Origin of the sequence: Methylobacter sp. BlB1, assembly GCF_015476545.1 — a bacterium.
In the GTDB taxonomy this organism is placed as follows: Bacteria; Pseudomonadota; Gammaproteobacteria; order Methylococcales; family Methylomonadaceae; genus Methylobacter.
Genome location: NZ_JADMKV010000056.1, coordinates 1 through 22,812, shown reverse-complemented (window position 1 = coordinate 22,812; position 22,812 = coordinate 1). Strand labels below are relative to the sequence as shown.

Genomic DNA, 22,812 nt, shown 5'->3' with positions numbered 1-22,812 from the left:
TTTTGAATTTAGTGGTGCGAATGGAGAGACTCGAACTCTCACAGGAAACCTACTGGAACCTAAATCCAGCGCGTCTACCAGTTCCGCCACATTCGCACTTTGAAAGAACGCGGCATTATAGCCCTAATCCATCATTGCAACAAGTTATAAATTCAAATATTTCCATATCAATACTGAATACACGGTTTCGCTCCCTTACGGCGGAAAATCGCGCTACCTGCACCAAGACATTATGATGCCTTTATAACCATAGACAACAGGAACCCCGCCATGCCATCTATAAAAGATAATACGGCCGGCCGCCAGAAATTCAACCTTGATTGGCATACCTGAATCAATCTATAGTGAGTTTAGAAAATTATCAAACTAAAAACACCATCAGGGCTGGACGTTGATAATAAGCTATGTCATGCCGAATATCCTAGCTTGGATCAAACGCTGACTGATACGTCGAAACCCAGCCTCCTGATTTCATCAGCAAAGGCATTTAATGCCTCGACAGATAATTTCTCCAACAGTGCCGCTTCCGGCTGCATGGAAGGTCTGGCTATCGTATACAACATAATACCCTTCAGGCTTACATGCATCTTAATTGTCTTCAGCATATCCAGATAAGCCTGCTTTTCCTCTTCTGACAAACCCCGTTTATCATAATCCAGTAAACAGGTCTGCAGCCTTGTAGGGCACAATCTTGCAGACAGCATTAAATTTTCCAGGCTAGCTTGATAGCTCTGCTTTGCATTATTGATCAGCCGTCTGCCTGCTTCGGTAGCACTATCGAACTTAAACCAGACTTCTCCGCCATATTCCCTTAACTTCTTCAACCCAGCCTGAACTCTAGGTTGATGCACCAGACTGCCGTTGGTAATCAATACGAAATTGCTCTGGGGCAAAACGCCGATTTCCGTCGCTATTTCACCGATCAAAGTCACTGCGCTGGCAAATTCTTTTAAACTGGTCGGTTCGCCGTTGCCGGAAATAGCGATATCCTTGATGACACGATTGCCGTCCGGTATCAAAAACCGCTCATAGAAATCTCCGTTGAGCACATCATCCAGAAAAAACCTTAACTCGTCTTCCAGTAGCTGAAAATCCATTTCAGGCGCCGCGCCAGCTTGCAAATCAGGGACTTGGCAATAGACACAGCGCCAATTACAGGCATTATTGGTATTGAAGTTAATTCCGATAGACAAGCCGCCTGCCCGCCTGGAAAGTACCGGATAGACATATTTTAAGCCGGCCACATCCCGACTATGGTTGATTGTTGTTAATGTTGACGCCATAACTCTGCTCAAGCAACTTTAAATCGTATTATTCCACGTCGACCTGTAATTTTCATTTAAGTTTTTGCAGAAGGCATAAGCGAAATAATTGGATTCTTTAAAAGCAAAGCCTTGCTTGCAAAACAGTTCTCCAGGAGCCGTCCCCTTTGACAAATAGTCACTCATATACAGCATTCTTAACTTGAGAGTCCAAAGACTCCTTGTCTTCAAATTTCACATGGTACATTTTTGAATCCGCCATATCGATTAACGCATCGATATCAGTACCGTCATCGGGATAAAAAGCCACGCCCATGCTTGCCGACACATAGAGTTGCTTATTTTGGTAATTTACCGGCTGACAGATAGCCTGCTGTATTTCCAGCAGCATCTCTGTGATGTCTTCTTTGTTTTTGACATGATTAAGAAGCAGTACAAATTCGTCGCCGCCAAAACGGGCCGCCACATCCGATTGACGTATAAAGCTTCGCAGCGTGTTCCCCACATGAATTAACACATTATCACCCGCTTTATGCCCCAATGTATCGTTTATATTTTTGAACTGATTCAGATCAATAAAGCAGACGGCAACCTTATAACGCTCCCTTTGAGCCATTTTTAAAAACTGATCCGCCAGCAGAAACAGATGATGGCGATTATCAAGACCTGTTAGAGTATCCCGGTAGGCGATTTTTTTGATCTCCTGCTCAGCTGCCAAACGCAAACGAATCTCTCTTCTTGCGGTTCTATATGAAACAAACAAAACAACGATAACAAAGACCGCCACTATCGCCAGCGCTAAAAAAATCTCCGAATACAGCCACAACCGCTCCTTGTCTACCTTAAAATCAGGATCATAAAGAAATCCCTCTAAGGCATGATCATTTTCGACCATATTGGTCTGCACGAAAGTGCTGGCCATACGCCGCCAGCGCCAAGGATTCATATGCCCCAGCTCAACCAAATCCGGAGCAATCAATGGCCTTATTGCGTTTGCTTCAAATTCCAGCTGCGCTCTGGATTTACTGACCTTATATTTATCCACTAACAGGTCAATAACCTCCCGAGGATGATCCATGGCATATCGCCAACCTTCGAGACTGGCATCGCGCAATGCTTTCACCCGATCAGAATGCTTTTTTATTTCATCCTCAGTACTAAAAAGGATATCACTATAAAAATCCACACCGTAGTTAAGCGGATTAAGCACCGTATAATCGATGCCTTGCTGACTCAGATAATAAGGCTCATTACTCAGATAAGAATTAAAGGCGGCAATCTTTCCATCAATGAGATCTTGAATATCGTAGCTGTTTGGAATGACATGAATATCAGCCCTTTTGATGCCTTCATTATGCATCATAGCCAAAATAGCTTGGTCCGACACCATAATAGCCTTGCCGGCCAAATCATGCGGAGAGAGAATACCGGCCTCTTTGCGGGCCAGCAATACAGACGGAGAATGCTGAAATATCGCCGCCAAAGCAACCAACCGCGCACCGCGCAAGCGTTCTAATAATAGCTCACTATTAGCAACACCATACTGAGCATGACCTTGAAGCACCTGGGGCAATGGTTTTTTCTCCGGTGAGATAGCGTCGATTATTACATCAAGACCGGCTTTCCGGTAAAAACCCTTTTCCAATGCCGCGTAATAACCGGCGAATTGAAACTGATGATGCCAGGGCAATTGTATATGAACAGGTTCGGCGGATATGCTGGAAAAAGATCCTAGCAATGAAACACAAAACGCCAACCTCACCCTGATGGAAATCATGAAGGTTGCCAACGTTGCGATAGCATGGCCAATACGCTATAAATATGATTTATCAGCATAACGCTTAAGTGTTTTGAGTATAATTTCGCCGTCTGTTTAGAGTTAGGATTAGCATTAACAGAAAGCCCCGAAACGGGGCTTTCTGCATTATTAAAATAGAATTTCGACTAAATTAGCTTATTTTAACTAACACTTCGCCTCTGCCAATTTCCGACATGTCGCCGGCATAGCGCTGCACGCGGTTAAATGCCACAGAAGCATCGGCAAATTTGGAATTGAGTTTTTTGAATGATGCAAACAGTATAGGCAGAAAAGCCAGTGTATGGGCGCCGCAATCATTAAAACTCGCCGATAACGCCGGTTGATTCCATAACAGCAAAGTGCCGCGGCGCATGGCGTAGCCCAGATACCGGCCGGTTTTGCCCATGACGGCGATAGTGCCGGCTGTCATTCTGGACCCGCAATAATCGCCGGCATTGCCTTCAATAAGAATATTGCCGCGGCGCATGTGATCGCCCGCCCGCTCGCCGACATTGCCTTTGACCAGAACCGTACCACCTTTCATGCCCATCTTGTTGCCCGGCAAGGCAGCGCCGAGAAAGTCGCCGGCATTGCCGCCAATGACGATGAAGCCTTTTTTCATTTCACAAGCCGCAAAAATGCCGGCATTGCCCGTTACGCCGATCTCGCCGGACTTCATGCCCAGGCCCAGATAAGCGCCGGCGTCGCCCTCGACTAAAATACTGCCGCCATCGAGTTCCTTGCCGATAAAATCGAGCTTGCCGAAACTGTTCTTAATTACGATCTGTTGCGTATCGGAACCGGAAATTTTGAACAATTCATCAACGCGGATTTTGCGTTTGCCGCTTTGAAGCTCAATAGCGGCAATCTCACTCGGCTCCATGTCCTTCAGCAGATTGCAGACCAGCGGCGACATATCCACACGCTGATCCGGCCGGTGTTTCAGTGAAAATGTTAAAGCGCTCACGCCATAATCTCCTGTAAGTGAAAGTGGAACGGCCCGAGTTTGCCACCATAATTGCCCGCACTGATGCGCGTGATGCCGTTCTCGGCGCCTAAATCGCAGACTGCCTGTATGCCGACGCGCATGGCTTTATCGATATCCTCTTTAGTCAAACCGTCGATTACGATTTCCATGACAGATTCAACCTCAGGCGATAAATCGGTCCGGGTCATACCTTTCAAGGTCGGGCAGAAAGCATCATTGGTGGACGCGCCCAACGCTTTGTATTTCGATCCGACTTTAGATCCGGAACGTACGACGCCGCCCGGAAACGGCATGATGACGTTAGGGATTCTGCGCATCGCTTCAATCGCCGCTTCGCAGGCGGCCAGTGCCTGCGGCTGCGATTTGGCCAGCACCAGGAAGTTGCCGCCGCCCACTGCATCGACTTGGCCGGTCGTCGCTTCGGCCAGAAACTCGCCGTCCATGACCGGAATACGCCAGTAGCGTTTGCCGTCTATCAGCTTGGCTACTTGAAAGCCGTCGCCGAAATAGCGCAGGTTTTTACCCAACGGGATTTTTTTGTCGTTATCGATGCCGGCAAACAGAGCCGACGTCGGCGACGTCAATACGCATTGCCCGGCACGGGTCTCCAGTTGCTTGGCCAGCCCCTTGCCGCCCATCGCAAAGATCATGACCGAAACGCCCGGACGGCCGTCCGGCGTTTCGGAAGAGTCCAATACCCGCTCGATGCCGGCTTCACAGCCACAGGCAATCACTGAGGTGGCAAAGCCGGTCATGGCCTGAGCGGAAATCATGGCCCATTTTTCATTCTGAGCGGTAATGATTGCGCGCGTGGCTTTCATCGGGAAAGCTTCGGCGAAGGTTGCATCTATCTTTACGCCATTGATAATCATGCCACCTCTCCTTTAAGCGGATGCGCAGTCAGGCTGCCGCAGCCAATATCCATGAACTCGTCATCGCTGATTTTAAAGTTACCGACTTTCATAGTAAGGAATCGATCAAAATATTTCTGCAAATCTTTCTCTACCGATGGGTCCCAATCCGGTCTAACGATATGGGTGGTGCCCCACTTGGTGTGGACTACGGTTCCGTCTTTAACGACCAGTTCGCCGTCTTTAAAAACATAATCCGGCTTGGCGAACATTTTTTCGCGGTCGGCATTATCGGTATAAACGGTGATATCGGCCCAGTTGCCGGCACTCAGACCGCCGCGGTCGCGCAGACCGATCAGTTTCGCGGCACCGGCGCGCGTCAGGATAGCGATTTCCTGCAGACTGTACTCGCGGTCTATCGACGCCAGCGTAGTCATTTTTTGCGCTTCCGGATGAATCGTCGCCAGCATATCGTTACGGAAGCTCTTGTCCATCAGCAGCCGGATCAGATGCGGATAGCTGGTAAACGGCGCGCCGTTAGGATGGTCGGTCGTCAGGAAGATACGCCACGGGTCATCGACCAACAGGAAGGTTTCCAGACCGATAGCCCATTGCAACGCATTGACGAAGTTCTGATCTTTGTACTTGAACGGCACGACGCCGCAACCCGCATCGCACTCGATATCCATGCACACCCATTTGTTCGGGCTGGCATGTTTATGGTTGGCGTGCTGACGCATATTGTCGCCTGATGCGGTAACAGTCTGTCCAAACAAGACCTGTCCCACATCGATCGTGATGTTCTTGTTTCTGTTGACTGCCTCGGCAATCTGCGCGGCGCCCGAGGAGAACTTGAAATCCCCTTCCGTGCCATAACTGTGGAACTGGATGTGCGTTAAATGCATCGGCAGACCGCCGATACCCTGAATCGTATCGAGCGTGGTATCCATATTGCCCGGCACGCCCAGGTTGCAGCCGTGCACATGCAATGGGTGCGCAACGCCCAACTCCTTGACCGCTGTGGCCAGTACTTGCAGGATTTCGCGCGGACTGACGCCGTAATGGCTGTTTTTCTCGTCCAGGTCGAGCTTGCGCTGGTTAAACTTGAAAGCGCTGATGCCGCCCGGATTGACGACCTTAATGCCAATGGCTTTGGCCGCATTCAGCGTCCAGGCTACATAATCATTGATCGCTTTCTGGTCTTTCTTGGCTGTCAGCATGCGCAGCAAGTAGTCATCACTGCCCAGCATGGCGTAACCGCCTTTATCCAGAATGGGAATGTCGGCCATCTCCATGTGCGCCTGACGCGCATTGATCGGCAATACGGCGGGCTCGAAAGCAGCGGTATAACCCATCTCGGCATAACGGTAGCCGGTCACGAACGTGCTGGGCATGGCATGACCGCAGCCGGAACGGGTCACGTCGGTACGATGCACAGGATCCTGGCGATGATCTTCGGGCAGCAGGGTTCTGGCGATATTGCCCTTGCCGCCGCCGATATGCGTGTGCATATCGATCGCGCCGGACATCACCACTTTGCCGGCCAGATCGTATTCTTTATCAACTTGAACATCCGGTCCCGGTTGATTAACGATACGCCCGTCTTTGATGTAAATGTCCTGTTTCTTGCCATCAATGCCGCTGGCAGGATCATAGACAGTTCCACCTGTTAACTTTATCAACATATATTTACCTATAAAGCTTGTTCAATGGCATTCAGCACGTCAAACGTGCTGGGCAGGCCGGAATCGCGGCATTTTTTCAGGCGAATCGCAACCACGTTATCCATACGGTACGCATGGCCTGTATGATCGATGCCTGGAGTGCCGACCGGAATAAACACGTCCGGCTCCTTAGAGAAGGTCATGCCGGAACGGCCGATGACTATAGTCGGCAGATTCGTGACCGGCGGCACGGCACTGACGTTGAATGCCTGCACCCACACCAGCGCATCGGCTTCGCCATTGGCGATCATCGATTCAATATCATTCAAATAAGGATCATATTCAGGGAAGCCCTTGGAAAAACGCGTACGGGCCGGATAACCCGTAGTCCAGCCGCAAACCTGATTGGCCGTCTGATCGCCTTCCTTGCCGCCCAAAGGCAGGCCTGAACAACGCGTATTCATATTATTGGCGTCCTTGATCATCTCCGACAGGGTCTGCACGGTCAGTTCAGCCTGGCTATAAGCCAAAGCGCCGGCAGCCCAGGTCACGGCACTGTAATGCGCCGCTTTCAGTTTATCGGCGATGCCCTGCAAATCAGCGACAGCGATACCGCCCACAGATTCAGCCCTGATCGGCTGACCTTTAACCAGGGCTCTCAATACCGCCACGACTTCGGGCAGATCTTCCATGCCGCATTCAAAAACCTGGGCTTTCTTGCCTTTAGGCGAAGTGGAGGCATCGCCGGAAGGCGCCTTGCCTAAATAGATCACTTCCCGATTACCGGTATCTTCCAGAAACATCGCCTCTTCGTTCCAGAGATAGCGCTCGAAAAAGCGTGGGGCAAAGCTTTCAGGATCTGCACCGACAACCAGAAGCAAATCGCAGCGGTTTTTAACTTCCGCCAGCGTCGTGTTCATCCAGCCGGAATCCTGGAGCGCCAGGAAATTGCGCCTTGCCGCATTGAAATTCATGTTATCGACAACAGCGCCGCTACGGTCAGCCAATGCCAGCAAAGCCCGCATACCGTTGACATCGGTAGCGCACCCGCCGATAACAGGTTGATTGGTGCCTTTTAACAAGGCTGCCGCTTTTGCCACGGCCGCATCGAAACTGACGGCTTTGCCATCGACTCGGGGACTGGTATCGGTAATGGCCTGTTCGAAAGCAGGCGTATTAACCGAGCAGCCATTTTCAATCACTTTCAACGATAGACCGTCGACTCTGATTGTCAGGTCGTCGGTTCCAATACCGCAAAAAGGACTCGGTACTTCAGTTACTTCACTCACGCGCTATCCTCTTGTTGTCTCTATACAATTAAATCGTTGTTACCCAGCAGTCTGCCTAATGCTGTGTTTTTGAGTTCGGCTGCCTATACCGCTGGGTAAATACCAAACATTCTACTCTGATTTACCATCACTGTCTCAATATACATAGACTCGTCTATTTTTCCCGATAAACATAAGGTCCAGCCTGAAAATAATCAAATTGGCAGTTGATGATTCGTCGAAAACCGATCAAATTCAGCTGATGTCAGATTTGATCCACATTCCGATTTACATTTTTAAACCTCGGACAAAAAGTTAAGTTAAAATGGCCGGCATTTTCAAACTACCGGCCATTTATCTATGTTGAAAAAGAAATTATCTGTTCTGGTAATTGCATCAATATTAGCTTCCTGCGCTGTCAGCCCTACCGGCAGGCAACAATTGGTCTTCATGCCTGATGCGCAGATCAATCAAATGGGCCTGCAGGCTTTTGACACCTTGAAACAAGAAAAACCTATCAGCAATAACGGCCGATTTATACAGGCCGCCAACTGCATTGCTCAAGCACTCACACGCGAAGTCGGCAGCGGCAATTGGGAAATCGTAGTTTTTGAAGATCCAGAGCCTAATGCTTTTGCCCTGCCGGGCAATAAAATCGGCGTGCATACCGGCATGATCCAATTAGTCGAAAATCAAGATCAATTAGCGGCCGTAATCGGCCATGAAATCGGACACGTAATGGCCAGGCACAGTAATGAACGCGTATCGCAAGAAATGGCGGTCAGCCAGGGCCTGGCGCTCATCCAAGCCGTCACCATGCCGGAAACTGCTTTAGGACAGACTGCGCTCGGCCTGCTGGGCGTCGGCGCGCAATACGGCGTACTCATGCCCTACAGCCGCACACAAGAGAGCGAAGCCGATATTATCGGCGTCGATTTAATGGCCAAAGCCGGCTTTGACCCCAGGCAAAGCATCAACCTCTGGCAAAGAATGGATCAGGCCGCGCGTGGCCAGCAACCTATCGAATTCATGTCGACTCACCCCTCGCACAGCACCCGCATGCAGGATTTGAACCAACATATGCCGGCAGCGATGGGATTGTTCCAGCAAGCCCACTCTATGGGCAAACAACCTCGTTGCAGCTAACCGATGACACCCTATTTAAAATATCTGCATCCGTACCCGTTTGAGAAGCTGACGCAGCTCAAGCGAGGCATAGTCCCGCCCAATGACAAGGAGCATATTGCGCTATCCATCGGCGAACCCGCACATGCTACGCCGCATCTGATTCAGGAGACCTTGCTGACGCATCTGCATGGCTTATCCAAGTATCCGACCACTAAAGGCATACCCGAATTGCGGATGGCTATAGCCAACTGGCTGAGTCGGCGTTTCAACGTTCCATCCGAATTGATTGATCCTGAAACACAGGTATTGCCTGTCAACGGCACGCGCGAGGCGTTATTCTCGTTTGCCCAGTGCGTGATTAATGCGACCAGTCCCGCGCCGGTCGTGATCATGCCGAATCCGTTCTATCAGATTTATGAAGGGGCGGCCTTGCTGGCCGGCGCCGAGCCTTATTACCTGAATACACTGGAAGACTCCGGCTATTTGCCGGATTTTGACGCAGTCCCTGACGAAATATGGCAACGCTGCCAGCTGATCTATGTTTGCTCGCCCGGCAATCCGACCGGCTCGGTCATGGCGCGGGCTGGTTATGAAAAACTGCTCAGGCTGGCGGAAAAATACGATTTCGTCATTGCCTCCGACGAGTGCTACAGCGAACTCTACGACGACGAGAACAATCCGCCGCCGGGCCTACTTGAAACGGCTTATGCAATGGGTAATACCGCTTTCAAGCGCTGCGTGGTTTTCCACAGCTTATCCAAGCGCTCCAATGCGCCGGGCCTGAGATCCGGCTTTGTTGCAGGCGATGCCGATATTCTGCAACAGTATTTTCAATACCGGACCTACCACGGCAGCGCCATGTCACTGCCGACGCAGCAGGCCAGCATTAAAGCCTGGCAGGATGAAGCTCACGTCATAGAAAACCGGCAGTTGTACCGCGAAAAATTCACTGCTGTCATTGATATCCTTGCCGATGTTTGCCCAATCAGCAAACCGCCGGCCGGTTTTTATATCTGGCTGAAAGTGCCGATTGCCGATGCCGAGTTCACGCAACGGCTTTTCGCCCAGGAAAACGTCACCGTGCTGCCCGGCAGCTTCCTGTCGCGTGAATTCGACGGCGTCAATCCCGGCCAGAACCATATCCGTATCGCGCTGGTTGCACCGTTGGATGAATGCCTTGACGCGGCACGCCGCATTAAAAATTTTATTAACTCCTTAAAGTAAAGAAAAACATGTCACAACTTGAAAAGATCATTAATGACGCCTTTGAACAACGCGCGGAAATCACGCCAGCCACTGTCTCCGCTGAAATTCGCGACGCTGTTGAAGAAACCATCAACCTGCTCGATGCCGGCACGCTCAGAGTGGCAGAAAAAGTCAATGGCGACTGGGTTGTCAACCAATGGTTGAAAAAGGCGGTATTGCTGTCTTTCCGCATTAACGAAAACCGTATCATGGAAGGCGGCAACACCCGTTACTACGATAAAGTGGAAAGCAAATTCGCCTCTTATACGCCGGATGATTTCGCCAAGGCCGGCATACGCGTCGTGCCGAATGCCGTAGCCCGTCATGGCTCCTATATCGCGCCCGGCGCCATCTTGATGCCGTCCTACGTCAACATCGGCGCTTATGTCGACAGCGGCACCATGGTCGATACCTGGGTGACCGTCGGTTCCTGCGCGCAAATCGGCAAGAACGTGCATTTGTCCGGCGGCGTCGGCATCGGCGGCGTGCTGGAGCCTTTGCAAGCCAACCCGACCATTATCGGCGACAACTGCTTTATCGGCGCGCGTTCCGAAATCGTCGAAGGCGTTATCGTTGAAGACGGCTGCGTGATTTCCATGGGCGTGTATATCGGCCAGAGCACGAAAATCTTCAACCGCATGACCGGCGAAATCACCTATGGCCGCATCCCGGCCGGTTCAGTTGTCGTGTCAGGCAACCTGCCTTCCGCAGACGGCAAATACAGCTTATACTGTGCAGTTATCATCAAACAGGTCGATGAAAAAACCCGCAGCAAGACAGGCATCAATGAGTTGTTACGCGACTAAATACCAATAACAACGAACTAAACAATAAAAATAAACCTAGGGGCGATACTTGTATCGCCCCTATTTTTTTATCAGACTATGCTTTTCCGATCGCAGGACATACAGCCATGAGCAAAAATTTATCCAATAATGCCATCATTTATGCCACGCTTGCACTCAACAGCGAAATAGCGCTGCAGAAAGAATACCTGGCATCCCCCGATGTCCCCGCTGATGAGCGTGCAAACGAAGAAGACATACTGTCCGACCTTGAGCAGGCGTTTATGGAATTTGTCGACCTGTATAAATCCCGCTGCAAGGCCGACAAAGAACTGCCCAGCATCGACGAATTACTGACCAGCCAACTGTAATCCCGCCATGTACATACTCTACGGCATAAAAAACTGCGATACCGTCAAAAAAGCCCGCAAATGGCTGGACGAAAACAACATAACCTACCGGTTCCATGATTTCAGGACCGATGGGCTCACTTCCGAGCAACTCACGCATTTTGCCGCCCATGTCGACTGGAGCAAACTGCTGAACCGCAGCAGCACCAGCTGGCGTCAGCTCAGCGCCGAACAGCAAGCCGATCTGACTCAGGACAAAGCCCTGAAACTGATGCTGGAAATGCCCACGCTGATCAAACGCCCGGTTCTGGACACCGGCGATCAAATCCTCGTAGGTTTTACCGCCAGGGATGGTGGATATGCCGCAAGCCTGTCGGGAACAGGCGCGGCGAACGCCAGGGATGGTGGATATGCCGCAAGCCTGTCGGGAACAGACTAGGCGAAAACCAACGCTTATTCAGCTCTCCGACGCTAAACCTTAATAACTCAAAATCAACATGAGCGATACACTACAACTGCTTAAAGACCTCATCAAACGCGACTCGGTAACGCCCAAGGATGCCGGCTGTCAGGACCTGCTGGCCGTACGCTTAAAGAAGCTAGGCTTCAAAGAAGAACGGCTGGATTTTGAGGATACTCAAAACATCTGGCTCAGACGCGGCGACGCGAAACCGTTATTCGTCTTCCTGGGACACACCGATGTCGTGCCGCCGGGGCCATTGACAGCCTGGGTTTCGCCCCCGTTTGAACCGACCATCCGCGACGGCAAGCTCTACGGCCGAGGCGCCGCCGACATGAAAGGCGGCATCGCCTGTTTCGTTACCGCTGTAGAACGCTTTATCGCCCAACATCCTGAACATAAAGGCTCTATCGCCATTCTGCTGACCAGCGACGAAGAAGGCATAGCCACGAACGGCGTCGTCAAAGTCGTCGAAGTCCTGGAAAAACGCAACGAGAAAATCGACTGGTGCCTGGTCGGCGAACCGTCCAGCGACAAGAAGATCGGCGATGTCATCCGTGTCGGCCGGCGCGGCTCTTTATGCGCCAGATTGACTGTTCTCGGCATACAAGGCCATGTTGCCTATCCCGAACTGGCTGAAAATCCCATTCACACTTTTGCGCCTGCGTTGAAAGAATTGACCGAAGAAGTCTGGGATCGCGGCAACAAATTCTTCCCGCCGACCAGCCTGCAGGTATCCAATATCAATGGCGGCACCGGCGCTGAAAACATCATCCCCGGCAGCGTGGAAATCCAGTTCAACCTGCGTTTCTGCACAGAACTGGACGAGGAAACCATCAAACGGCGCACGCAAGCCATACTGGACAAACACGGCTTCCGGTATGAACTGCAATGGCGCTTATCGGGCAATCCGTTTCTGACCGAAAAAGGCGCGCTGATCGATGCGGCCCATGCCGCCATCAAGGACGTTACCGGTTTTGAAACGCTCGATGACACGGGCGGCGGTACGTCCGATGGCCGATTTATCGCGCCGACCGGCGCGCAGGTAATCGAACTCGGGCCGCTCAATGAAAGCATCCACAAGGTCAATGAAAATATCGGCCTGGAAGATCTGGAGGTCCTGGCCCGAATCTATGAAAACATGCTCGTTAATCTGCTGGCATAGGAAAGCCCGTTTACTAGCCGGCTTCGTTGGTCAAAGACGCCAGCAAGGAGGACAGCATATCGGGGTCAACCGGTTTCAGCAGATGATGATCGAAGCCCGCGCGCTTTGAGCGCGAGCGGTCTTCGGGCTGCCCGTAACCGGTCAAGGCAATCAGAACGGCCAGCTGGGTTTCCGGCAACTCGCGCAACCGTTGCGCCACTTCATAACCGTCCATATCGGGGAGACCGATATCCAGCAATACCGCCTGCGGCCGGAAGGCTTGCGCGCGTTCAATCGCTTTCGCACCGCTATTGGCCGTGTCGACCTCATGCCCTTCCGCCTGGAGCAACATCGACAGACTATCCAATGCATCAGGATAGTCATCCACCACAAGAATACGCAACTTGGAACACAACGGCATAGCACCTCCTGACGGCGCAGATTCAGCAACTTCATTATATTCGTTCGATAGCAACGGCAGACGTACCGTAAACTCACTGCCCTGCCCGATGCCTGCGCTCGATGCGTTTACACTCCCTCCGTGCATTTCGATCAGTCTATGCACCAGCGTAAGCCCGATCCCTAAGCCGCCCTGAGAGCGGGACAACGAACCGTCAGCCTGCGTGAAAAGATCGAAGATATGCGGCAGCATATCAGGCGCAATGCCAATGCCCGTATCCCGGACCTTGATCAGCGCCATGGAGTCTTCCTGGCTCACGCTCAGCGTAATCCGGCCGCCTTCATCGGTATATTTGGCGGCATTATTGAGCAGATTCGAGAGCACCTGAGCCAGACGAAAGCGATCGCCTTTAAGCCATTGCGGCGTTGCCGAATGCAAAATGACCAGCTTCAGTCCACGCGCTTTAATCAGAGGGCTGCTGGTTTCTATGGCGCTATCCACGATCTCGGCCAGATTGAAATACTCAGTCTTCAGCGAGATCTTGCCCTGCATGGCGCGCGCCACATCGAGCAGATCATCCAGTAAGCGGGCCATATGGCTGGCTTGACGGTCGATGACATTACGGCACCATTCCAGCATGGGATTGGCGGCCGTATCCTGTTCCTTTAACAATTGCACAGAATTACGGATGGGCGCCAACGGATTGCGCAGCTCATGGGCCAGCATCGCCAGAAACTCGTCCTTGCGGCGATCGGCCTCGCGCAGTGCTTCCTCGGGGCGCTTGCGTTCGGTAATGTCATGAATAAAGCCATACCACAAAATACTGCCGTCGGCCTCAACCTCCGGAATCGAGCTGCCTTCCAGCCAAATTTCTCCTTTGGTCGGATGCCATAACCGCCATTGATTATGCCAGGGCGGCAGGCAGTGCACCGATTCGGCGGTTATATCAAGATTGTCAAGCTCAAGTGCATTGATGAAGGCAAGCAGCGTGTTTTTCCCGTCAGAACAAGTATGATCCATCCACAAAGTTTCATCCGTACACCATCTGGATGGCTCAAATCCTGAAATGGCAGTAATTGAATCGCTGATAAAAGAAACTTTACAGGGAATTTTAAGATTATCGGTTCGCTCGACAGTAAAAATCGCCGCAGGGATAATGTTCACTACCCGCTTGAAACGTTGTTCGCTGCCTTTGAGCGCCTGGTTGGCGCTTAGCAGTTCTTTGGTTCTTAGCTCAACTTGACGGTCCAGGTCTTCATTTAATTGCTTTAATGCTTTTTTAGTTTTTTTATGGATAAGGATTTCTTCTTCCAACTCCCGGTTCGCTTTAATTAACTGATTTCGGTTCGGAATCAGGACAGCTTTTGGGATGAGAGGCCATAACACGACCGCAGTCGCCAGGGAGAGGAGCGCAGTAACAGCCTTGGTTCCTGCTTCCAATCCATAGATTGGCTTCCAGATAGTGATAAGGGATATTAAATGAGTCGTTCCACAGGCCAAAATAAAGAGGCTGAATAGCACGAAAACCCATTTGTATTCGATATCCCGACGCTTATGGACAAAATAACCCAAGGCAAGAGGAATGGAAAAATACGCCAGCGAAATAATCAGGTCGGAAACAACAAACAGCCACAACAACTGAGGCTTCCAGAGAAAACAGAAACCATGCGGCATAAACTCTCCCGCACCCAATAAAAATTGTATCAGCGCTTGCACTTCTCACAGCTCCTTAATTTTTTATATTGATGCCGCCAATATCTGATGCATCACGAAATTGCGGCATTGCTTTATTTGCATGAAACGGCGGCCCACTAAATGCCGTTATTCATGTCGATAAAGATAAAATTATGGCAGAATAATAGTTGATCATATTGTTTTCTCTTTTACCTCTCGCAGACAATCACTGGTACGTCACTTAATGGCTCCGAAAGTTCAATAACTGATGTTACGCCGTTGCAGGGCCGAATGCGCTTGTGCCGTTTAGGCTATTCGAGGTGGGACAAGCACCAGTGTACCGACCTATGCAGTGCGAATCAATGTGCACCTGCACGGCAGATACGAATGCTCCTGAAGCGCTTACCGTTGACATTTCCCTCAGGGGGCTGAAACGATTCCGCTTTTCTCATAGCTTGACTGCCTTAACCCATACCCTTCGGGACTTTCCTCGACACTAGCAGTTTTCTTCCGCCTCCGGCATAGTCGGAGGTAACTTAACTTGCCGGCGGTCGCCATTAGCAGCGGTCGTGGCCCCGGCGCTTGTGACGGCGAGATTTTCCCGAGCGTTGCCGGAGCCTGAATCATAACAACTGGAGTCGACGCCCCAGCCAGCGCGCGTTGCCAGTAGTAAGATTCCATCTAGAGCGTCCGCTCAGCAACTACCAGTCATAACAAATCGCGAAGTTGCCGGAGATTATGGCGGTCCAGCGCAGAGAGAACTACTTCTGTAACAAAGCCCTCTCGCTGCGCGAAGGCCCCCGCCAGGCCGAATCCAAGAGCCTCAAGGCAATGAAATCAGCAGATACAAACCCAATCCCACCATGACCAATCCGCTGATCAGTTTCAGCCAGCGTCCTTCCTTTTCCTGCAATCGCCGCTGGCTGAGCGTGATAATGCCAATGCCCAGCACGACAGCGTCATCAAGCATATAAGCAAGATTGTAAAGCAGCAGATAGCCATAATAGCTTGCTCCGTCCAATTGCTGCATTGTCAGTATGCGGGTATAAAGCGCCGGAAAGCCTGAAGTGCACAGAAATTCGACGATCTGTACCAGGAGGGCCAACACCACGGCGCCGATCATGGCGCCGCGCAGACTTTCGGCTTGCAGGATAGCGCGGATTCTGGCGTAAATGCCGGGCTTGGCCGACTCGGGGATTGACAGCGAAACGCCCCAGCCGTAAGCCCAGAAATCCTTCAGGTTAATCGCGCCGGCCAGTATGGCGATGCCGGCGATGATGATCTGCGACAGGCGCGAAAGGCCTATGATCAGGAAAAGGTTGAGCCAGGCGGCCATGAAGACGAAATAGGCAATGCCTTCTACGGCAATGAAGGCGCCGGCGACCGCAAACATGCGCATGCGGTCCTGCATGGGCGCCAGCAACGAAATCATCAGGATCAAAACCCACATGGAGCAGGGATTGAATCCGTCCATTAGCCCCATCGCAAGGGTGAAAAGCGGCAAACCAAACTGCTTCAAGGTAATGCGTTGTCCCAGAAACGTAAACTCCGGCTCAGGCGGTGGCGAAACACTTTCCGGTCCGCAGGACAGTGCTGCTTCCGCTTCACAGCTCTCTGCCGCCTCTGGCGATATTTTCTGCTCCGGCGGGGCTTGAGTCAGTGCATTGCGGATCAGCTTTCCCGTAGTAGACGGGTCGGTGTAACCGACGATGGTCTGGCCGTGCACATAAAAAGTCGGCACACTCACGTTGGCGCCTGTTGCTTCGGCTATCTGCTTCAGGCGTTCAAGGGCTTCAGGATCGCGCTGGATATCGCGCACAACGATGCGCAGCCACGGCTGCTCAAGCGCCAATGCTTTCAGGAATTCTTCAGCTTTCTCGCAATGCGGGCAACCCTCGCGCACGAAGGCTTCAATATCGGCAGGCGCCTGGCGAGCCGCATCTTGAACAGCGGCCGGCAACAACGCAGCGTCCTGCGCATCGGCTGGCGTCACGCCCCCCAGAATCGACATCCAGAACAGCATCACCAAGAAAAAATCCCAACCGATCATCTTCACTCGTTTTCTCGCCATCGCATCCTCATTTTCTTCTGACTACCCAAACTGCTCCCTGACGGGGCTTATTGACATCGCTATCGCCGCTATCATAACGTAAGCAGGCCGTCATGCAGATCGGCAATATCTCGTAATCAAGGTAAACCATGCAAGAATTAAAATATCTGGCCGGCTATTCCGAAAAAATCACTGACCAGGCACTGCATCTGATTCATGCCGGCAAGCTGGGTGAACTGTTGCTAAAAAAATATCCTGTGGCTCACGACATCAAAACGGACAAGGCGCTTTACGGCTATGTCGTCGACCTGAAAAATGAAAGGCTCCGCCAGTCCCAGCCACTCAGCAAAATCATTTATGACGATAAAATCAACGTCCTGCACCATGCCCTTGGACTTCATACCTATATCTCCCGCGTACAGGGCGGCAAACTGAAAGCGAAAAACGAAATCCGCATAGGATCGGTCTTCAAGCAGGTGCCGATTGAATTTCTGCGCATGATTGTCGTGCACGAACTGGCGCATTTAAAGGAAAAAGAGCATAACAAAGCCTTTTATAAATTATGCGAGTATATGGAGCCGGCCTATCATCAATATGAGTTGGATATGAGGCTTTATCTGACGCATGTGGATTTGTTTGGCAAGCTTTACTGACTAATTTATTACTGGCACCCTTTCCCTTTTCCAGCACCGAGCACCGGAGCTTTTGACAGCGGTAGACTGGGTTAATAAACCCAGCATTTCGAAGTCGCCCACGCCGGGTTTCCGCTAAAGCTCCAACCCAGCCCACCGTATTATTAAAAGTGAAGAGCTGGTTTAATTAAAGTGTCGCTGACGCGACGGTTTGATTTAATCGGGTTCCCGTGCTGGACGGGGCTTGTTGCCCGTCCAAAAAATTCAGCATGGGTTAAGTGGAGATTCTAAGCTCAGACATTGCAAAAACATTAAGACGGGGTTGCAACCCCCGTCCTGCTTGAAGCAAAGCAAAATTACTCCCCCTCTCATAGCACTCCTCTTTTCCTCAGCCGCCGGCTCACCTGGCGATGATAAATCCTGGCCAGGAACGGCCGGATCAACGGCAAGCCGATCAGCCAAGCTATGGGTTTCAGTACCGGCACTCGCTTCATCAGCAGAATATAGGCGTCCAGTTCCGACACGACCCGCCCCTGCTCATCGCTGACATGCAGCTCCGTCAAAGCCTTGCCGGGATCGATGCCCAGCTCGCGAAGCCGATTCTCCTGTCCTGTGATGTCAAACCAGCAGACCTGCTCTCCCCCCTTGCCTGCGAGTTTTTCATAATGTTGCCTGTCGCGAATGCATTTAGGACAAGCGCCGTCGTAATAAACCGTAATCTTGTCTTTATCCATAACCACCCCTACAAAACTCACGCCAGACCGGCGCCCTAACCGAATCCCCAAATGCAAATCAAGCACGAAGCCGTCAAACGCCTGACCTTGTTTATTGGCTTGACCATCTCTATGAGGATTGATTTAATGGGGAATTCCTTCAAATTAATAATTTTTTTAGATACTGATGAATAGTTACGAACAGTCCAAAAAGGCCCGCTATATCGCTTCAGTGGTATATGTATCGATCATGGCGTTTATCCTCGGAGGAACTTATATTTCCCAACAGGAAAAGGAAAAAGCCAAACAGGCATCCACACACGAAGCATCCTCTGCGGTTGCTGACACACAGGCTGAATAGAATTCCGCGTTGCGTCGATTTCGTTAAAACTCATCGAATTCGCATGATTCAGGCATAAAACTTACAAAATCAAGCCTGAGCTTTATGTAATATTTTCACCCCAACGCGGAGAATCACCCATGGGATCCAGCGATTTTTTTATCCAATTCATACGCTTGGCCGGCGCTTACTGGCATTCGGAAGACAAGGCAACCATTCGCAAACTGACCTTGGCCTTGATTGCGCTGACCATCGTACAGATGTTTATTGCTGTCATCATCACGGAGTGGAGCGCCGCGTTATTCGATGCGCTGGAGCAGCGCTCGATGTCAGGATTTTTCAGACAGATCGGGCTGCTCGTATTGATTTTTGCCGCCAGCATGGCGGCCACAGGCCTGCATTTAACGGTCAAGCGCCGTCTGCAGATCGGCTGGCGAGCCTGGCTGACCGATCATGTGACCAATCGCTGGATGAACAAAGGCCGTCATTATCAAATCACCCACTTACAGACCACCGGGCACGATAACCCGGACAGCCGCATCGCGGAAGATATCCGTATTGCCACTGAAGACGGCATTGCCCTGTTTCACTCGTTGTTTTACAGCCTGCTGATCCTGATCAGTTTTATTGAAATTCTCTGGACACTTTCAGGCGTTGTCACGCTTGATCTGGGCTTTATTGAAATGCCTATCTATGGGCATCTGGTCTGGGTAGCGCTAATTTATGCAGCCGGCGCTTCGGCTTTGGGCTGGTTGATCGGCCAACCTTTAAGCCAAACGACCAATATCCGGCAAACCATGGAAGCCAATTACCGTTTTAGTCTCGTGAAAGCGCGCGAAAGCTCCCTGGCAATTGCTCTGATTCATGGCGAAACTCACGAGAAAAAACATTTTCAGAAACTTTTCCAGGATATTATTGACGCTTATAATCAACAAACCCGCGCCTGGACGCATATTCTGCTTTTTACTTCCGGCTACTCAGTGTTGTCTACAGCCGTCCCTGTTCTGGTGTCGGCGCCGCGCTATATTTGGGGAACCATCACATTGGGCGCGCTGATGCAGTCGGCCCAGTCATTCCAGCACGTGGCTTCCGCCCTATCCTGGCCGGTCGATAACATGGCCTTAGTCGCCCAATGGCGGGCTTCGGTTGAGCGTGTATTGAGCCTGATCCAGGCATTGGACGATCTGGAAGACGAGATCGTGCGTCCTGATCCGCACCGCATTGTACTGGTAAAAACGGATAAGCCGACCCTGCGTTTCGACAATCTGTGCATCAGCCGGCTCGACGGCATTGTCTGTGCATCGCAACTCAATGACGAGATCAAAACTGGCGAACGGGTTCTTATTACCGGTAATATCTTTACCGGTTCCAAATTGCTCAAGGCCATAGCGGGCCTGTGGCCATGGGGCGAAGGCTGCATAGAATTGCCCGATGATGAATATATGTTTTTCATGCCGCCGCGGCCTTATCTGCCGACCGGCACGCTGCGCGAAGCCATCTGTTATCCGTCTTCCTGCGACGACTTCAGCCCTTCCGTGCTCAAAGAGACGCTTGAGCTTGTGGGTCTGGCAGAATTAATCGAGCAGCTTGACCAGATCGATGATTGGGAAAAAGTGCTGCCGCGCGAACAGCAGCAGCGTTTGGGCGTGGTCCGCGTGCTGTTGCAGAAACCCAAATGGATTTTGTCGGAAACGGCGTTCGATTCGCTGGACCCCGAGGGAGAAACCGAAATGATGCGATTGATCAGTCAGATGCTGCCCGATGCCGCCATGCTGACGATCAGCAATGAGCCCAAGGCTGAGATGTTTCATCAGCGCCGGATTGTGCTGTAATCACGGCAGGGCGATAAATGAAACCGGTATTTGCAAATAAATGCGGCAAGAAGCTGCGCGGCGTCAATCTCGGCGGCTGGCTGCTATTGGAAAAATGGATGACGCCGAGCCTCTTTGAGGGCCTGCAAGCCGTGGACGAGACTTCCTTTTGCGTGGAACTCGGCCCGCGCGCCGAATCTGTGCTGAAAAGGCATTGGGATACGTTTATCACGCGCGAGGATTTCGTCTGGCTGGCCCGGATCGGCATCAATGCGGTCCGGATTCCGGTCGGCCATTGGATCATCGGCCCTGATTATCCTTACCACCGCGCCTATGGCTCGGTTTCGTATCCGTATGTTCAGGGCGGCCTGGAAATTCTCGACAGCGCTTTCGACTGGGCCGAGGAGTGCGGACTGTTGATCGTGCTCGATCTGCATGCCGCGCCCGGCTGCCAGAACGGTTTTGATAACGGCGGCATCCAAAGCGTCTGCGAGTGGCATACCAAGCCGGAGTATATCGACTATTCGCTGCAGGTACTGGAGCGCCTGGCCGAGCGCTACCGCAGCCGCCCCGCCCTGCACGCCATCGAGGTATTGAACGAGCCGCGCTGGGACATCGATACGGCGCTGTTAAAGCGATACACAACCGATGGCTACCGCCGGATACGCCGGTATTGCCAGGCCCGCGATGTCGCCGTGGTCTTCCATGACGGCTTCCGCTCGTATGCGGAATATGTGGGCTTTCTTCAGGAGCCCGAGTTCAACAATGTCGTATTCGATATTCACCGCTACCAGTGTTTTGTCCCTGCCGATGTCAACACGGACATTTACGGACATATAAAAAAGGCCGCCATTGACTGGAAAAATGAAGCCGACGACATCATCGGCCATCTCGGCCTGCCGACTTATGTGGGCGAATGGAGTCTAGGACTGGATTTAAAAATGGTCTCGCTCTGGGCGGACGGGCCTTTCGATCATAACTTGACGGAAATGGACGAGTTCCAGCTGTCTGTTGCTTATCGCGGCTATGCCGCAGCCCAGCTGGCCACTTTCGAGAAATACCTGGGCTGGTTCTTCTGGAGCTACAAGACCGAAACCATGCCGGGCTGGAGTTTTCGGGAATGCGTAAATCGGGGCTGGCTACCCGACCGCTTTGCCTGACTGCCGGCAATAGAACCGGCTGTTAAGGCGACTGCCAACAGTAGGCGGCTTAGGCGAAGTCGTCCCCACATTATTCCTGCAATACATCACGAACCCGGTTAGGGAAATCCGAAATCACGCCGGTCACGCCAGCCGCGATCAGCTGCCGCATCTTGTCCTTGTCATTGCAGGTCCAGACATTGACGGCGCGGCCAGATGCCAGCACATCGGTAATGCCGCACGGATCGAGCTTTCGGGCTAATGAATTAAGACCCACCGAATCAGCGCCTGGATGATAGGCATCGGCATCGAGCAGCGCCAGATAGGCGTCCGGTTTTGCCAGCCTATCCCCAGTCAAAACACCCGTCGCTATAGCTTTTGAGAGCCGGCGCACGCTGACCAGCTGTTCGTGATCAAACGACGAAATCAAAACGCGGTTTTCCATGGCCAGTGACTCAACGAGCCCCACAGCCGTTTCGGCCATGTCCGGATACATGCGCGGCAATGCCTTAAGCTCGATATTGACCATCAGATCTTTACATAACGCCAGTTCCAGAGCCTCCCGTAATGTAGGCAGCCTGATCTCGCCGGATGCATAAAAGGCAAGATCCTGCGCGCTGACAAATTGCTCGATCTCTTCTTCAGTCAAGCCTTGCAAAAACCACTGCCGCCGGGAGGCCGGCAATGACAACTGTTCAACGTACCAGCTGCCGGCATCCAGTTGCCGTAATTCATCATAGGTAAAATCGGAAATCGCATAACTGCCGCGGCCCGGAAATATCACGCCGGCATCGGTGCAGCGTGTGAGCTGTTCGTCGTGATGCACGATCAATTCGCCATCTTTCGACAGATGGACATCCAGCTCGAACATCAGGCAACCGAAGCCCTTCGCCTTCTCGAACGCGGCCAGTGTATTCTCGGGCGCAAATGCGCGCGCGCCGCGATGGGCGATATTCAGTACGCCGGCCGGGCGCCTGCCTCCCATCCGTAGCGGATTCAGTTCAAATGCCATGTTTATCCTCTCTGTTGTTAACTGATGTTACGCACGAATGATCTTATCCCGTTTGCCGCGCCGAGCACCGGAGCTTTTAACAGATCAGGCCCGCAGGG

Annotated in this window: 20 protein-coding genes and 1 tRNA gene; 10 read left to right on the top strand and 11 right to left on the bottom strand. The window is 51.8% G+C overall.

The features are described from left to right. Positions 1–12 precede the first annotated feature (12 nt). From IT781_RS17260 to IT781_RS17230, 7 genes are all read right to left on the bottom strand, one after another. Positions 13–96 (bottom strand) — tRNA-Leu (locus IT781_RS17260). Positions 97–431: 335 nt separating this feature from the next. After that, a complete protein-coding gene (locus IT781_RS17255; protein WP_194971424.1) occupies positions 432–1,283 on the bottom strand; it encodes a radical SAM protein in 852 nt (283 codons plus the stop codon). 157 nt (positions 1,284–1,440) lie between these two features. Beyond that, the gene (locus tag IT781_RS17250; RefSeq protein WP_194971423.1) at positions 1,441–3,039 is read right to left on the bottom strand and encodes a GGDEF domain-containing protein; all 1,599 of its coding nucleotides are present in this window, start codon (positions 3,037–3,039) and stop codon (positions 1,441–1,443) included. A gap of 172 nt (positions 3,040–3,211) precedes the next feature. Further along, positions 3,212–4,027 (bottom strand): formylmethanofuran dehydrogenase subunit C, encoded by an 816-nt coding sequence (locus IT781_RS17245; RefSeq protein WP_194971422.1) that lies wholly within the window; start codon positions 4,025–4,027, stop codon positions 3,212–3,214. Then, positions 4,024–4,920 carry a formylmethanofuran--tetrahydromethanopterin N-formyltransferase gene (fhcD, locus tag IT781_RS17240; RefSeq protein WP_194971421.1) on the bottom strand — a complete coding sequence of 299 codons (897 nt, stop codon included), beginning with the start codon at positions 4,918–4,920 and terminating at the stop codon, positions 4,024–4,026. The genes IT781_RS17245 and fhcD overlap by 4 nt, the downstream gene beginning before the upstream one ends. Continuing rightward, positions 4,917–6,584: a formylmethanofuran dehydrogenase subunit A gene (locus IT781_RS17235; RefSeq protein WP_194971420.1), complete on the bottom strand. Its 1,668-nt coding sequence runs from the start codon at positions 6,582–6,584 to the stop codon at positions 4,917–4,919. The genes fhcD and IT781_RS17235 overlap by 4 nt, the downstream gene beginning before the upstream one ends. 8 nt (positions 6,585–6,592) lie before the next feature. After that, entirely contained in the window at positions 6,593–7,852 is a 1,260-nt protein-coding gene (locus IT781_RS17230) for a formylmethanofuran dehydrogenase subunit B (protein ID WP_194971419.1), read from the bottom strand. Positions 7,853–8,191: 339 nt separating this feature from the next. Between IT781_RS17230 and IT781_RS17225 the strand changes: the two genes are divergently transcribed. The 6 genes from IT781_RS17225 (at position 8,192) to dapE (ending at position 12,964) form a co-directional block, all read left to right on the top strand. Then, positions 8,192–8,977 carry a M48 family metallopeptidase gene (locus IT781_RS17225; RefSeq protein WP_194971418.1) on the top strand — a complete coding sequence of 262 codons (786 nt, stop codon included), beginning with the start codon at positions 8,192–8,194 and terminating at the stop codon, positions 8,975–8,977. Positions 8,978–8,980: 3 nt separating this feature from the next. Next, entirely contained in the window at positions 8,981–10,183 is a 1,203-nt protein-coding gene (gene dapC, locus IT781_RS17220; protein ID WP_194971417.1) for a succinyldiaminopimelate transaminase, read from the top strand. 8 nt (positions 10,184–10,191) lie between these two features. Next, complete coding sequence (gene dapD, locus IT781_RS17215; RefSeq protein WP_194971416.1) at positions 10,192–11,010, top strand: 2,3,4,5-tetrahydropyridine-2,6-dicarboxylate N-succinyltransferase; 819 nt, start codon at positions 10,192–10,194, stop codon at positions 11,008–11,010. A gap of 107 nt (positions 11,011–11,117) precedes the next feature. Further along, on the top strand, positions 11,118–11,360 hold the full coding sequence (locus tag IT781_RS17210; RefSeq protein ID WP_194971415.1) for a hypothetical protein: 243 nt from the start codon (positions 11,118–11,120) through the stop codon (positions 11,358–11,360). 7 nt (positions 11,361–11,367) lie between these two features. Next, positions 11,368–11,778, top strand: a complete 411-nt coding sequence (locus IT781_RS17205) for an ArsC family reductase (protein WP_194971414.1) — start codon at positions 11,368–11,370, stop codon at positions 11,776–11,778. A 58-nt stretch (positions 11,779–11,836) separates the two neighbouring features. After that, complete coding sequence (gene dapE / locus IT781_RS17200; RefSeq protein ID WP_194971413.1) at positions 11,837–12,964, top strand: succinyl-diaminopimelate desuccinylase; 1,128 nt, start codon at positions 11,837–11,839, stop codon at positions 12,962–12,964. Positions 12,965–12,977: 13 nt separating this feature from the next. On the opposite strand, the gene IT781_RS17195 is transcribed toward dapE, so the two are convergent. Beyond that, a complete protein-coding gene (locus IT781_RS17195) occupies positions 12,978–15,059 on the bottom strand; it encodes an ATP-binding protein (protein ID WP_370527030.1) in 2,082 nt (693 codons plus the stop codon). Positions 15,060–15,840: 781 nt separating this feature from the next. Then, complete coding sequence (locus tag IT781_RS17190; protein WP_194971412.1) at positions 15,841–17,088, bottom strand: glutaredoxin family protein; 1,248 nt, start codon at positions 17,086–17,088, stop codon at positions 15,841–15,843. Between the two features lie 128 nt (positions 17,089–17,216). On the opposite strand from IT781_RS17190, the gene IT781_RS17185 reads away from it, so the two are divergent. Next, on the top strand, positions 17,217–17,720 hold the full coding sequence (locus tag IT781_RS17185; RefSeq protein WP_194971411.1) for a M48 family metallopeptidase: 504 nt from the start codon (positions 17,217–17,219) through the stop codon (positions 17,718–17,720). Between the two features lie 347 nt (positions 17,721–18,067). On the opposite strand, the gene IT781_RS17180 is transcribed toward IT781_RS17185, so the two are convergent. Beyond that, complete coding sequence (locus IT781_RS17180) at positions 18,068–18,433, bottom strand: thiol-disulfide oxidoreductase DCC family protein (protein WP_194971410.1); 366 nt, start codon at positions 18,431–18,433, stop codon at positions 18,068–18,070. 166 nt (positions 18,434–18,599) lie between these two features. Here IT781_RS17180 and IT781_RS17175 point away from each other — a divergent pair, with 166 nt between their 5' ends. The 3 genes from IT781_RS17175 to IT781_RS17165 all read left to right on the top strand — a co-directional run bounded on the left by IT781_RS17175 (position 18,600) and on the right by IT781_RS17165 (position 21,723). Further along, on the top strand, positions 18,600–18,773 hold the full coding sequence (locus IT781_RS17175) for a hypothetical protein (RefSeq protein ID WP_194971409.1): 174 nt from the start codon (positions 18,600–18,602) through the stop codon (positions 18,771–18,773). 119 nt (positions 18,774–18,892) lie between these two features. After that, positions 18,893–20,584 carry an ABC transporter ATP-binding protein/permease gene (locus IT781_RS17170; protein WP_194971408.1) on the top strand — a complete coding sequence of 564 codons (1,692 nt, stop codon included), beginning with the start codon at positions 18,893–18,895 and terminating at the stop codon, positions 20,582–20,584. 17 nt (positions 20,585–20,601) lie between these two features. After that, complete coding sequence (locus IT781_RS17165) at positions 20,602–21,723, top strand: glycoside hydrolase family 5 protein (protein ID WP_194971407.1); 1,122 nt, start codon at positions 20,602–20,604, stop codon at positions 21,721–21,723. A gap of 70 nt (positions 21,724–21,793) precedes the next feature. On the opposite strand, the gene IT781_RS17160 is transcribed toward IT781_RS17165, so the two are convergent. Then, positions 21,794–22,714, bottom strand: coding sequence for a glycerophosphodiester phosphodiesterase family protein (locus IT781_RS17160; RefSeq protein WP_194971406.1), 921 nt, complete (start codon positions 22,712–22,714; stop codon positions 21,794–21,796). Positions 22,715–22,812: the final 98 nt, after the last annotated feature.